Source organism: Pseudonocardia sp. P1 (assembly GCF_000178675.2).
Taxonomy (GTDB): domain Bacteria; phylum Actinomycetota; class Actinomycetes; order Mycobacteriales; family Pseudonocardiaceae; genus Pseudonocardia.
In genome coordinates, this window is the sequence record NZ_ADUJ02000001.1 from 5,196,386 (window position 1) to 5,208,241 (window position 11,856).

Below are 11,856 nucleotides of genomic sequence, written 5' to 3' on the forward strand. Positions count from 1 at the left end.
AGCGTGTCAACCTGAGTTGGCCCCACCGTGACGGCTTGATCTGGCCCCACCTGGAGCCGGAGCGGCCTGTTGTGACGGTCTGATTTGGCCCCACCCCGCCGACACGCCGGGCGCGATGACGGCTTGAATTGGCCCCACCCGTGTCCGGGCAGGCCATGATCGGGCTCCAACCCGTTCGCGGGAAGGAGCCGGGGTTGGGGTCGAGCAGGGTGGAGCTGTTCGAGGCGATCCGCCGCGACGCGAGACGCGAGGATCTCGGGGTCCGCGAGCTCGCGCGGAAGTATCGGGTGCATCGGCGCACGGTGCGCCGGGCGTTGGACTCGGCGCTCCCGCCGCCGCGCAAGGTCCCGGTGCGGCGCGCACCCCGGCTGGATCCGCTCAAGCCGCTCATCGACGGGATGCTGCGCGAGGATCTGACCGCGCCGCGCAAGCAGCGCCACACCGCCCGGCGGATCCACGCCCGCCTGGTCGACGAACATGGTCAGGACGATCTGAAGTATCCGACGGTGCGCGACTACGTCGCCCGTCGGCGCGCGGAGATCGCGCTGGAGGCCGGGCAGCTGCCGGAGGCGTTCGTCCCGCAGACCCACGAGCCGGGGGCAGAGGCTGAGTGCGATTTCACCGAGCTGTTCATCGATCTGGCCGGGACCCGCACGAGGATCTTCCTGTTCACGCTGCGGCTGTCCTACTCCGGGCGGGCGGTGCACCGCGGGTTCACCTCGCAAGGCCAGGAGGCCTTCCTCGAAGGACACCTCGAGGCGTTCGCCCGGTTCGGCGGCGTCCCTTGGGACAAGATCCGCTATGACAACCTGACCCCGGCGGTCGCGCGGGTCCTCGGCGGCCGCGAACGCGAGGAGTCCACCCGCTGGGTGACCTTCCGCAGCCACTATGGGTTCGACGCGTTCTACTGCGAGCCCGGCAAGCGCGGCGCGCACGAGAAGGGCGGCGTCGAGCACGAGGGCGGCCGGTTCCGCCGCAATCACCTCGTCCCCGTGCCGAAAGTCGAGTCGTTGGCCCAGCTGAACAGCCGGCTCGAGGCCGCCGACGACGCCGATGACGCCCGCCGGATCGCCAACCGGGTGCATACCGTCGGGCACGACTTCGCCACCGAGGCGCCGATGCTGCGCCCGCTACCGGCCGAGCGCTTCGAGCCCGGGGTGATGCTGACTCCGCGGGTCGATCAGCACGCCCGGATCCCGGTCCGCCAGGCCCGCTACTCGGTGCCTGCCCGACTGATCGGACGGCGGGTGCGGGCGCTGCTGCGCGCCTCCGAGCTCGTGGTCCTCCACGATCGTCGCGAGGTCGCCCGACACGCCCGAGCCACCGCCAAGGGCGCCGAACGGCTCGTGCTCGACCACTACCTGGAGGTCCTCGAACGCAAGCCCGGCGCGCTGCCCGGCGCGACCGCGCTGGTCCAGGCCCGCGCCTCGGGGGCGTTCGCCAGCGAGCACGAGGCGTTCTGGGCCGCGGCCCGCAAGGCCCACGGCGACGCCGGGGGTACCCGCCAGTTGATCCAGGTACTGCTGCTGCACCGTCACCTGGACCGCGACGCCGTCCTGGCCGGGCTGCGCGCGGCCACCAGCGCCGGCGCCACCTCCGCCGACGTCGTCGCGGTCGAGGCCCGCCGCATCGCCGACGAGCAGCCGCGGGCGGCCGAGGCGATCGCTCCGGCGCCCGCCCCGCAGCGGGTAGTGAGCCTGACCGAGCGCCGTCTGGCCGACCCGGACGCCACGGTCGCCGCCCTTCCCCCGGACCGTCGGCCGCTGCCCGCGGTCAGCGCCTACGACGAGCTCCTACACCGCCGCACGACGACAGGGTCATCGGCACCGCCACCAGCGACCACGTCATCGGCCAGCCTCGAGGGAGGAGCGTCATGACCCAGTCCCGTCGTCGGCGCCGGAACATGACCGAGCAGGCCGCCACCGCGGCGATCGATCAGGCCTGCCGCACGCTGCGGCTGCCGACCATCCGCACCACCGTTGACGACGTCGTCATCGGCGCCGAGCACGAGCAGCTGACCTACCGCGGGTTCCTGGCCGAGCTGCTGCTGGCCGAGTGCGACGACCGGGACCGGCGGCGCTCGGTGCGCCGGGTCAAGGCCGCCGGGTTCCCTCGCGAGAAGTGGATCGAGGACTTCGACTTCGCCGCGAACCCGAACATCAACCCGGCCACCATCCACACCCTGGCCGGTTGCGCCTGGATCCGCGCCGGCGATCCGCTCTGTCTGATCGGGGACTCTGGCACCGGCAAGAGCCACCTGCTGATCGGGCTCGGCACCGCCGCCGCGCAGCAGGGCTTCCGGGTCCGCTACACGCTGGCCACGAAACTGGTCAACGAGCTAGTCGAGGCCGCCGACGAGAGACAGCTGGCCAAGACCATCGCCCGCTACGGCCGCGTCGATCTTCTGTGTATTGACGAGCTCGGCTACATGCAGCTCGACCGCCGTGGCGCCGAGATGCTGTTCCAGGTCCTCACCGAGCGGGAGGAGACCGCGTCGATCGCCATCGCGAGTAATCAGGCGTTCTCCGGCTGGACCGGCACCTTCACCGACCCGCGGCTCTGCGCGGCCATCATCGACCGGCTCACCTTCGCCGGACTGATCATCGAAACCGGTACCGACTCCTACCGGCTGGCTCACGCGAAGGCCCAACGCGCTGCGACCGCCTGACTTCGAGTCATCGCGAATGCCCGGCGGCCCGTCCGTTCGTGTGGTCTCCGAGCGTGTCGGGAGCAAGCCGGGGCGGCCAGCGCACTTCTCGACCGCCCCGGCCGCCACAGGGATCAGCTGCTGACCTTCTCCATGCTGTGTCCGGAGCAGCAGGTGGGGTTCTGCTGCCCCGGGCAGCCCTCTGCGGCGCTGCGGGTCACGGTGACCTCGCACCCGCACTGCGGGTCCGGGCAGCGGTAGATCTCGCCTTCGCGCAGGGCCATCACAATCACACTCCTCGTCTGTCCACTCGCTGGTGATCACCAGCTGTCTGGGACGCTAGAACCCGGCCCCCGGGGCCGGGTCAACAATGAGGACATGGCCATGCCACACGCTGATCGCGGACCAGCCGCAGACGCCGCCGACACCGCGAGGTTGACCACCGGACAGGCGTGCCGAGCGGCCGGGGTGACCCGCAAGGCGATCCGCGTCTACGAGCAGCAAGGCCTGCTGACCGCCCCCGCCCGCACCACCAGCGGCTACCGGCTGTTCAGCGAAGCCGACGTGGACACCCTGCGGTTCATCCGTCGCGCCCGGACGCTCGGACTCGGGATCGACGACGTCGCCGAGGTCCTCGCACAGCGGCGAGCCGGCGCCTCCCCCTGCGACGCAGTACGGACCCACGTCACCGCGCGCATCGACGAGATCGACACCACCATCGCCGAACTCCAGGAACTACGCGCCAGCCTCGTCGCCGCCACCGACACCGACTGCACACCCCCAGCCGCAGACCCGACGATCTGCCCGATCATCGAATCCCGATAACGGCTGGCCGACCCGGCCAAGGCGCGAGATCTAGGCATGAGCCCCATGCCCGACCATCGGCCCGCCGGACCTGGTCCGATCAGCCTCGACGCTGGCGACGCGGCCGAACTCGTGGAGATGCTCGCCTTCCTCGGCGACTGGCTCGACGGCACCGACACTGACTTCGCCGGATCGCTCCGACGATTCACCAGCGGCGGCTACAGCCTCGCCGACCTGCACGCCGACCTCGCCCGCTTCGCGTTCCTGCTCGGCGACGACGGGGACCGACTCGTCGGACCCAGCCAGACATAACCCCTGGCCAAAGCCTAGATCATCAAGTGGGGCCAGATCAGGCCGTCCACGTGGGGCCAGTTCGGGTTGACACACTCAGTGCGCCTGTGCCGTCATTCATCGTGTCCACGATCGGTAGTGGTGTGACGCTGGATCGCGCTGATCAGCTCTGGACGGTGCGTCGTTCTAGGAACACGGTGTCGCGCCATCGACCGTCGTGCTGGCCGATGCGTTCGCGGACGCCGAGGGTGCGGTAACCGGCAGCGCGGTGCAGGGCGAGGCTGGCGCGGTTCTCGGGGAAGATCGAGGTCTGCAGGGTCCAGAGGCCGGCATCGTCCGCGGCGCAGACCTGCTGGCGGATGAGTGCCTTTCCGATGCCGCGGCCCCGGAAGCCGTCGGCGACGTAGATCGATGTCTCTCCGACGCCGCTGTAGACGGGCCGGTTCGAGACGGGGCGGACGGCGGTCCAGCCCACGACCTGGCCGTCGAGCGCGGCGACCCAGCGGTGCTCGCGAAGCCAGCCGGCGTCGAGGTCGGCGCGGTCGGGCACGTCGGTCTCGAAGGTCGCATGGCCGGTGGTGATGCCCTCGCCGTAGATCCGGAGCACCGCGTCCCAGTCGTCGTCGGTCATGGCGCGGACGGTGACGTCGTCGGGAATGTCGTCGGGGCAGCAGGGGCCGGGGGCGAGCAGGCCCATGACGGCGTCCGCGGCATGGGGCAGGCCGGTGCAGCAGTTCGGGTTGACCGTGACCTGTGTGGTGGTGCCTTCCTTGCGGAGGATGACGAACCCGGTTTCGGCGAGCTTGCGCAGGTGGTGGGAGCAGGTCGCCTGGCTGATGCCCACCAGCTCGGCCAGCCGGCCGACCGGGACCGGGTTCCCGGCAGTGGCGACGGCGTGCAGCAGCCGCACCCGCACCGGCTCGGCGAGGCAGGCGAACCAGTGCGCGTAGGTGGTGGCGTCGTCCGCAGGGAGCTGTGCTGCCTGCGAGTCGGTCTGGAGCACGCTCATGAACCCAGTATCGACGACGATCGATGGTTGCGTCCATCGATGTCGGTCGATACCTTCGAGCGACATCAATCGATGAGCGTCGATGGAGGCGTGATGGACGGAAGCGCGGGGCTGCCGGTCGTGGTGATCGGTGCCGGCCCGGTCGGATTGGCTGCGGCGGCTGAGCTGGCCGAGCGTGGTGTCGAGCCGCTCGTGCTGGAGGCCGGAGCGAGCGCGGGAGCGTCGGTGCTGGAGTGGGGCCACGTCCGGCTGTTCTCACCGTGGGGCTGGCTGATCGACCCGGCCGCGGAGCGGCTGCTCGCCCCGACCGGTTGGGTGAGTCCGGATCCCGAGGCCTATCCGACCGGCGCGGAGTGGTTCGCGGGTTACCTTGCGCCGTTGGCCGCTGCCCTGGGGACGCGGGTGCGGACCGGGGCTCGTGTGGTGGGAGTGACCCGCCGCGGTCGGGACCGGGTGGTCGACGCCGGTCGCGACAGCGAACCGCTGATCGTGCGGACCGCGGACGGGGAGCGCATCGCGGCTCGAGCGGTGATCGACGCGTCGGGTACCTGGACGACCGCGAACCCGCTCGGCGGTGACGGTCTGCCCGCGGTCGGTGAGACGGAGGTCTCGCAGCGGGTGCGGGCCGCGATCCCGGACCTGACCGATGCCGCGCAGCGGGCACGCTACGGCGGTCGGCACGTCGTCGTCGCGGGGTCGGGACACTCGGCGCTGACCGCGTTGGCCGGGCTGGCGGCGCTCGCCCGTGAGGAGTCGGGAACCCGGATCTCGTGGGTGCTGCGCCGGCCAGACTTCGGTCAGGTGTTCGGCGGTGGCGAGGGTGACCAGCTTCCCGCTCGCGGGGCGCTCGGGGTGCGGGCCTCCGAGGCTGTCGAAGCCGGACTGGTGGATCCGGTGTTCGGGTTCCGCACCGAGCGGATCGAGCAGGTCGCCGACGGGACGGTGGTCCTGATCTCCGACGAGGGTCGCAAGCTGTCCGGCGTGGACGAGGTGCTCGTGCTGACCGGGTTCCGGCCCGAGCTGGGCTGGTTGTCGGAGGTGCGGACCGAGCTGGATCCGACGCTGCAGGCGCCGGTCCGGCTGGCGCCGCTGATCGACCCGAACGTGCATTCCTGCGGGACCGTGTACCCGCACGGTGCCGCCGAGCTGGCGCACCCCGAGCCGGGGTTCTATCTGGCGGGGATGAAGAGCTACGGGCGCGCGCCCACGTTCCTGGCCCGTACCGGTTACGAGCAGGTCCGATCGATCGCCGACGCCCTGATCGGTGATCACGAGGCTGCCGCACGCGTGGAGCTGGTGCTCAACGAGACCGGTGTCTGTGGGGGAGCGGGACTGTTCGACGCCGACGAGTCGGACGCCGCGACGGCATCGGGTAGCGGTTGTTGCGGTCCCGCCGTCCCGGTTACGGACCCGGCTGGGGCAGCCTCCTCGTCGTGACCTCCGACGAGACACCGGCCCGACCCGCTCGCCGTCGCGGCGGGCAGGCCGGCGGAGGGTTGACGTCCCGTGGCCGGTGGCGGGTCCTCGTGGTCCTGTGCGTCACCGAGATCACCAGCTGGGGCGTGCTCTACTACGCCTTCCCCGTGCTGACGCCGTCGATCGCGGCCGACACCGGATGGTCCGTCCCGTCGGTCACCGCGGCGTTCTCCGCGGGGCTGGTGGTCTCCGCGCTGGTCGGGATCCCGGTCGGGCGTGTGCTGGACCGTCACGGTCCCCGCTGGGTGATGACCGCGGGCGCGGTCGTCGGCGTGCCGGCCACGCTCCTGATCGCCAGGGCCGGATCGTTCCCGGCCTTCGTGGCGGCGTGGCTGCTGGCCGGGATCGCGCAGGCGGCGACGTTCTACCCGCCGGCGTTCGCGGCCCTGACCCGGTGGTGGGGCTCCGACCGGGTTCGTGCGCTGACGGTGCTGACCCTGGTCGCGGGCCTGGCCAGCACCGTGTTCGCCCCGCTCGCCGCGGCGTTGCTGGAGCCGTTCGGATGGCGGGAGACCTACGTGGTCCTCGCCGTCGTCCTCGGGGGCGTCACGATCCCGGCGCACCTGTTCGGGCTGCGCGGGCCGTGGCCCGACCCGGTCGCCGCTCCCGTCCACGACGGCGCCGCTCCGGCGGTCGTCGACGACGATCCGGCCCGGATCCGGCATAGCAGGGCGTTCGGGCTGCTGGTCGTGGTGGTCACTCTCGGCGGGTTCACCAGCTTCGCCGTCACGGTCAACCAGGTTCCACTGCTGCTCGACCGCGGGATGTCGACCGATCTCGCCGCCTGGGCCCTGGGTCTGGGCGGACTCGGGCAGGTCCTCGGCAGGCTCGGCTACGGCCCGCTCGTCCGACGCAGCACCGTCCGCGGCCGCAGCATCGCCGTGATGGCCGCGCTCGGCGCGACCACGATCCTGCTCGCCGCCCTGCCGGGGCCGGTGTGGGCACTGATCGCTGCAGCGATGCTCGCCGGCGCCGCCCGCGGAATCTTCACCCTTCTGCAGGCCACGGCGTTGTCGGACCGCTGGCACCCGCGCGTCTACGGCCGCCTCAACGGGATCCTGTCCGCACCGGTCATGGTCGCCGTGGCGATCTCCCCATGGGCGGGGAGCGCGCTCGCGGGTCCGCTGGGTGGCTACCCCGAGGTGTTCGTCGTACTCGCCGGAGCCGCGGTGGTCGCCGCCGCTCTGGCAGGTGGAACCCTGCCGCGTCGAGCGGACTGACAGCGGCGACCCGGCCCGGCGCCATCTGTTCACTTGACTCATGGATTCGATGCTGATCAAAATAGACGAGTGTCGAACCAAGGGTCGATCTGTCGCTCGGTGCTCGTGGAGCGCCCCCTCGACGAGCCGGAGTCGACCGAACTTGCGCGAGTGTTCAAGGCACTCGGGGAGCCGGTACGCCTGCGGCTGCTGTCGCTGATCGCCTCGCACGCGGGGGGCGAGGCGTGTGTGTGCGACCTGTCCGGCGTGTTCGAGGTGTCCGGCCCGACGATCTCGCACCACCTCAAGGTGCTGCGCGAGGCGGGTCTGATCACCGGGGAGCGGCGGGGGACGTGGATCTACTACCGGACGGTCCCGGCCGCCCTCGGTCGTCTCGCGGGTCTGCTCACTCCCGCCGACACCGACACCGACACGGCTCCTGCGGCCACCGCACCTGCGAACTGACGTACGAGGACGGACGTGACCACCCAGAACCCCACCGACGACGGCGCCGCGGTCGTCGCCCGCCTGTCGACCCTCGACCGCTTCCTGCCGGTCTGGATCATCGCTGCAATGGCGGCCGGCCTGCTGCTCGGCCGTCTGGTTCCCGGACTCGCCCCGGCCCTGGACACCCTGGCCGTCGACGGCGTCTCGTTGCCGATCGCGCTCGGCCTGCTGATCATGATGTACCCGGTGCTGGCGAAGGTCCGCTACGACCGCCTCGACACCGTCACCGGCGACCGCAGGCTGTTGCTGGCCTCTCTGCTGCTGAACTGGGTGCTCGGCCCGGCTCTGATGTTCGTACTGGCCTGGCTGATGCTGCCCGACCTGCCCGAGTACCGGACGGGTCTGATCATCGTCGGGCTCGCCCGGTGCATCGCCATGGTGATCATCTGGAACGACCTCGCCTGCGGTGACCGCGAAGCCGCCGCCGTGCTGGTCGCGCTGAACTCCGTGTTCCAGGTCGTCATGTTCGGCGTGCTGGGCTGGTTCTACCTCTCGGTCCTGCCCGGATGGCTCGGCCTGCCGGTGACCGACCTCGACGTCTCCACGTGGGAGATCGTCAAGTCCGTGCTGATCTTCCTCGGCATCCCGCTGCTCGCCGGCTACCTCACCCGCAAGCTGGGGGAGCGGGCCAAGGGCCGCGAATGGTACGAGGAGAAGTTCCTTCCCCGGATCGGGCCGTTCGCGCTGTACGGCCTGCTGTTCACGATCGTGCTGCTGTTCGCCCTGCAGGGCGAGGCCATCACCTCACAGCCACTCGACGTCGCCCGCATCGCGCTGCCGCTGCTCGCCTACTTCGCCCTGATGTGGGCCGGCTCCTACGCTCTCGGCCGAGCCGTCGGCATGGGCTACGAGCGCACCACCACCCTCGCCTTCACCGCCGCCGGCAACAACTTCGAGCTCGCCATCGCCGTCGCCATCGGTGCGTTCGGCGTGACCTCCGGGCAGGCGCTCGCCGGCGTCGTCGGGCCGCTGATCGAGGTGCCGGTGCTGGTCGGGCTGGTCTACGTCTCCCTGTGGCTTCGCCGCCGCCTGTTCCCTGCGCAGCCCGATGTCGTGTCCCGCACCTGATCCACCACGTCCACACCACGATCGCCCTTCGAGGAAGAAGGCCCGCCATGACCAGCCCGTGGCACCGCGACACCCTCTCGATCGACCAGCAGCTCGCCCTGACCACCGCGGCCACGAACCTGGCCCGGGAGTTCGACGACACGTTCGGCAAGGAGACCATCGAGCGGTTCCTGCACTCGTCCTACGACGAGTTCGCCGGCCGCGCGGTCGTGCTGAACTTCCTGCCGCTGCTGGCCGAGCGCTTCGCACGCCAGCGGCTGCGGGCCCTGGCACGGGTCGAGGGCCATAGCAACGACGGGCGACCGGTCGCGCTGTTCCTCTGCACCCACAACGCCGGTCGGTCACAGATGGCCCTCGGCTACTTCACACACCTGGCCGGGGACCGGGCCGTCGGCTGGTCGGGCGGCTCGTCCCCCGCACACACCGTCAACCCGGCCGCCGTGGCGGCCATGGCCGAGGTTGGCATCGACATCAGCTCCGAGTTCCCGAAACCGTGGACCGACGAGATCGTCCGCGCCGCCGACGCGGTGATCACGATGGGATGTGGCGACGCCTGCCCCGTCTTCCCCGGCCGCCGCTACGAGGACTGGGACATCGCCGACCCGGACGGTCTCGACCTCGACGCCGTCCGTCCGATCCGAGACGCCATCGAGCAGCGGGTCCGCCAACTCGTCGGCGAGCTGCTGACCGCCCCCGTCTGACATCGATCCCACCCCGGACCACCGATCCCAGGAGAGCACCCTGATGGCCGACGCCATCCCCGAAGTCCTGTTCGTCTGCGTCCACAACGCCGGCCGGTCCCAGATGGCCGCCGCGCTGCTGGACCACCACGCCGCCGGAACGGTCCGCGTCCGATCGGCCGGCTCCGCACCGGCGGAGAGCATCAATCCCGCGGTGCGCGAGGTCATGGCCGAGCTCGGTATCGACCTCGGCAAGGAGATCCCGAAGCGGTTGACCATAGGCTCCGTCGAGGCTGCCGATGTCGTGATCACGATGGGCTGTGGCGACGCGTGCCCGGTGTTCCCGGGCAAGCGCTACCTCGACTGGCAGCTCGACGATCCCGCCGGGAAGACCCTGGACGAGGTACGGCCGATCCGCGACGACATCGATGCCCGCGTTCGTGCCCTGCTGGGCGAGCTGACCGGCGTCGGGGCGCAGGCGAGAACGTCATGACCGGTGTGCCGTCGGTCCTGTTCGTGTGCGTCCGCAACGGGGGGAAGTCGCAGATGGCTGCCGGTCTCATGCGGGCCGCTGCCCAGGACCGGGTCGAGGTCCACTCCGCCGGTACCAGCCCGGGCGCAGCCGTCAACGCCCTCTCCGCGCAGGTGCTGGCCGAGGCGGGCGCGGACATCACCGGTGAGACGCCCAGACCGATCGACCCTGCGCTGCTCCAGCGCGTCGACCTCGTGGTCACCCTCGGCCGGGAGGCCCACGTCGAGGGAGGGGACACCGGGGCCCGCAACTGGGACACCGACGAGCCCTCGGAACGAGGGATCGAGGGGCTCGAACGAATGCGCCTGATCCGCGACGACATCGCCGCCCGAGTGGACGCCTTACTCACCGAGCTGGCCGTTCGTAACTCTATGCCGAATCAGCTCTCTCGGAGTGTGGTCGTCTGCCTCGGGCCCCGGTGGCCAGGCGGGTGGAGTTGTTCGAGGCGATCCGCCGCGGCCGGCTACCGGAGACTGTCGATCCGGGCGCTGGCCGAGCGTCATCGGTACACCGGGGCACGGCCCGCCAGGCCCTGGCCTCGGCGGTCCCACCGCCGCCCCGTAGAGCGGGGCTGCGGCCTCGGCCGACGATCGAGTCGTGGAAACCGACCATCGACGCCTGTGGAGGCCGGCCGGTCGGCGCCGTGCCAGCAGCGTCCCATCGCGCACCGGGTCTGGCAGCTGCCCAGCCAGATCCGGGCCATCGCAGATGACGGCAGCCGGAGCCAGAACACTTGACGTCACTCATCTCTCCGCGCACGAGCGCCCTCGGTGCACACTGAGGCGATGCGGGTAGAACTATTGGTGATCCGAGACTGCCCCAACGAGGAGACGGCAGCGAGTCGTCTACGTGATGGTCTCGACGCCACCGGGCATGAGGCGACACCCGTGGAGGTCCGGACGATGACCGAGGAGTCGATCGCCGGGACCCCGGAGTTCGCAGGATCCCCCACCATCCTCATCGACGGGATAGATCCGTTCGCCGAGCAGACAGCCGGACCAGCTGGGAATTCCTGTCGGATCTACCGCTCGGAGGCTGGGGTGTCGGGCGCTCCGTCGCTAGAGCAGCTCCGACAGGTTCTGAGCAGCTGACCCGGCCCCGAAAGAAGGTGGCGGATGGCGTGCTTGATCCAAGCTCGCGATCGACGGCCAGCTCGTAGCGGGAACCGAGGCGCTTGGCCACGACGCCTTCCAGCCCCTGAGCATCTACGGGGGCCAGGACCGCGCTCGCTGAGACGTCGGTGAAATGCGCTGGCGTCGTGAGCCGGCCCGGCATGGAGAGACCGAGCTCGCGGAGCACTTCTCGCCGGTGTCTGGACGGGTGGTTAGCTGCGGCATGTCGTCGACTCTCAGGACGTCGAACACCACCATCGACACCGGGACGGCTTCGACGAGGGCAGGCGAGGGGCTGGAGTTGTGCAGCCGCTGCTGCAGGAGCTCGAAGTCGCTGCGGCCGCGCGCGTCGAGGGCGACGATCTCGGCGCCGAGCATCAGTCCGGGCGGGAGCTCGAGCTCTGCGAGCATTGGGTAGCCGTCGGTCAGATCCCGTCCGTTGCGGGACCGCAGCCGGATCCCGGATGACGTGGTGGCCACCAGTCCGCGGCTATTTGACTGAACTCCGACCGAGGAGGTGGTGCAGCCACT

15 protein-coding genes are annotated in these 11,856 nt (G+C 70.7%); 12 read left to right on the forward strand and 3 right to left on the reverse strand.

What is annotated here, in order from left to right; genetic code table 11:
- The first annotated feature begins 194 nt into the window (after nt 1–194).
- The gene (gene istA / locus PP1_RS24075) at nt 195–1,877 is read left to right on the forward strand and encodes an IS21 family transposase (RefSeq protein WP_249266035.1); all 1,683 of its coding nucleotides are present in this window, start codon (nt 195–197) and stop codon (nt 1,875–1,877) included.
- Nucleotides 1,874–2,668, forward strand: a complete 795-nt coding sequence (gene istB / locus PP1_RS24080) for an IS21-like element helper ATPase IstB (RefSeq protein WP_010242803.1) — start codon at nt 1,874–1,876, stop codon at nt 2,666–2,668. The genes istA and istB overlap by 4 nt, the downstream gene beginning before the upstream one ends.
- 113 nt (nt 2,669–2,781) lie before the next feature.
- Here the strand turns inward: istB and PP1_RS24085 are convergent, their stop codons facing one another.
- Nucleotides 2,782–2,931 carry a hypothetical protein gene (locus PP1_RS24085; RefSeq protein WP_162832153.1) on the reverse strand — a complete coding sequence of 50 codons (150 nt, stop codon included), beginning with the start codon at nt 2,929–2,931 and terminating at the stop codon, nt 2,782–2,784.
- 100 nt (nt 2,932–3,031) lie between these two features.
- Between PP1_RS24085 and PP1_RS24090 the strand changes: the two genes are divergently transcribed.
- Together PP1_RS24090 and PP1_RS24095 are read left to right on the forward strand one after the other, a co-directional pair.
- Nucleotides 3,032–3,472 carry a heavy metal-responsive transcriptional regulator gene (locus PP1_RS24090; protein ID WP_075314593.1) on the forward strand — a complete coding sequence of 147 codons (441 nt, stop codon included), beginning with the start codon at nt 3,032–3,034 and terminating at the stop codon, nt 3,470–3,472.
- Nucleotides 3,473–3,517: 45 nt separating this feature from the next.
- Nucleotides 3,518–3,763 (forward strand): hypothetical protein, encoded by a 246-nt coding sequence (locus tag PP1_RS24095; RefSeq protein WP_010242809.1) that lies wholly within the window; start codon nt 3,518–3,520, stop codon nt 3,761–3,763.
- A gap of 142 nt (nt 3,764–3,905) precedes the next feature.
- Here PP1_RS24095 and PP1_RS24100 read toward each other — a convergent pair whose 3' ends face one another.
- The gene (locus tag PP1_RS24100; protein ID WP_010242812.1) at nt 3,906–4,751 is read right to left on the reverse strand and encodes a helix-turn-helix domain-containing GNAT family N-acetyltransferase; all 846 of its coding nucleotides are present in this window, start codon (nt 4,749–4,751) and stop codon (nt 3,906–3,908) included.
- Between the two features lie 93 nt (nt 4,752–4,844).
- On the opposite strand from PP1_RS24100, the gene PP1_RS24105 reads away from it, so the two are divergent.
- The 8 genes from PP1_RS24105 to PP1_RS24140 all read left to right on the forward strand — a co-directional run bounded on the left by PP1_RS24105 (nt 4,845) and on the right by PP1_RS24140 (nt 11,304).
- Entirely contained in the window at nt 4,845–6,188 is a 1,344-nt protein-coding gene (locus PP1_RS24105; protein WP_010242814.1) for an FAD-dependent oxidoreductase, read from the forward strand.
- Nucleotides 6,189–6,277: 89 nt separating this feature from the next.
- The gene (locus PP1_RS24110; protein ID WP_010242816.1) at nt 6,278–7,447 is read left to right on the forward strand and encodes an MFS transporter; all 1,170 of its coding nucleotides are present in this window, start codon (nt 6,278–6,280) and stop codon (nt 7,445–7,447) included.
- A 105-nt stretch (nt 7,448–7,552) separates the two neighbouring features.
- A complete protein-coding gene (locus PP1_RS24115) occupies nt 7,553–7,891 on the forward strand; it encodes an ArsR/SmtB family transcription factor (RefSeq protein ID WP_337819679.1) in 339 nt (112 codons plus the stop codon).
- 15 nt (nt 7,892–7,906) lie between these two features.
- Nucleotides 7,907–9,001: an ACR3 family arsenite efflux transporter gene (arsB, locus tag PP1_RS24120; RefSeq protein WP_010242820.1), complete on the forward strand. Its 1,095-nt coding sequence runs from the start codon at nt 7,907–7,909 to the stop codon at nt 8,999–9,001.
- 47 nt (nt 9,002–9,048) lie between these two features.
- The gene (locus tag PP1_RS24125; RefSeq protein WP_010242822.1) at nt 9,049–9,702 is read left to right on the forward strand and encodes an arsenate reductase ArsC; all 654 of its coding nucleotides are present in this window, start codon (nt 9,049–9,051) and stop codon (nt 9,700–9,702) included.
- 43 nt (nt 9,703–9,745) lie between these two features.
- A complete protein-coding gene (locus PP1_RS24130; protein WP_010242824.1) occupies nt 9,746–10,174 on the forward strand; it encodes an arsenate reductase ArsC in 429 nt (142 codons plus the stop codon).
- Nucleotides 10,171–10,950 (forward strand): arsenate-mycothiol transferase ArsC, encoded by a 780-nt coding sequence (locus PP1_RS24135; protein WP_083697210.1) that lies wholly within the window; start codon nt 10,171–10,173, stop codon nt 10,948–10,950. The genes PP1_RS24130 and PP1_RS24135 overlap by 4 nt, the downstream gene beginning before the upstream one ends.
- Before the next feature lie 33 nt (nt 10,951–10,983).
- Entirely contained in the window at nt 10,984–11,304 is a 321-nt protein-coding gene (locus PP1_RS24140) for a hypothetical protein (RefSeq protein WP_202796469.1), read from the forward strand.
- A 114-nt stretch (nt 11,305–11,418) separates the two neighbouring features.
- Here the strand turns inward: PP1_RS24140 and PP1_RS24145 are convergent, their stop codons facing one another.
- Nucleotides 11,419–11,805, reverse strand: coding sequence for an ATP-dependent DNA ligase (locus tag PP1_RS24145; protein WP_075314591.1), 387 nt, complete (start codon nt 11,803–11,805; stop codon nt 11,419–11,421).
- Nucleotides 11,806–11,856: the final 51 nt, after the last annotated feature.

Excerpts from the sequence above, each read along its gene's own strand:
- istB (WP_010242803.1), top strand. The coding sequence starts at position 1,874 with ATGACCCAGTCCCGTCGTCGGCGCCGGAACATGACCGAGCAGGCCGCC.
- PP1_RS24085 (WP_162832153.1), bottom strand. The coding sequence starts at position 2,931 with ATGGCCCTGCGCGAAGGCGAGATCTACCGCTGCCCGGACCCGCAGTGC.
- PP1_RS24090 (WP_075314593.1), top strand. The coding sequence starts at position 3,032 with ATGCCACACGCTGATCGCGGACCAGCCGCAGACGCCGCCGACACCGCG.
- PP1_RS24095 (WP_010242809.1), top strand. The coding sequence starts at position 3,518 with ATGCCCGACCATCGGCCCGCCGGACCTGGTCCGATCAGCCTCGACGCT.
- PP1_RS24100 (WP_010242812.1), bottom strand. The coding sequence starts at position 4,751 with ATGAGCGTGCTCCAGACCGACTCGCAGGCAGCACAGCTCCCTGCGGAC.
- PP1_RS24105 (WP_010242814.1), top strand. The coding sequence starts at position 4,845 with ATGGACGGAAGCGCGGGGCTGCCGGTCGTGGTGATCGGTGCCGGCCCG.
- PP1_RS24125 (WP_010242822.1), top strand. The coding sequence starts at position 9,049 with ATGACCAGCCCGTGGCACCGCGACACCCTCTCGATCGACCAGCAGCTC.
- PP1_RS24130 (WP_010242824.1), top strand. The coding sequence starts at position 9,746 with ATGGCCGACGCCATCCCCGAAGTCCTGTTCGTCTGCGTCCACAACGCC.
- PP1_RS24135 (WP_083697210.1), top strand. The coding sequence starts at position 10,171 with ATGACCGGTGTGCCGTCGGTCCTGTTCGTGTGCGTCCGCAACGGGGGG.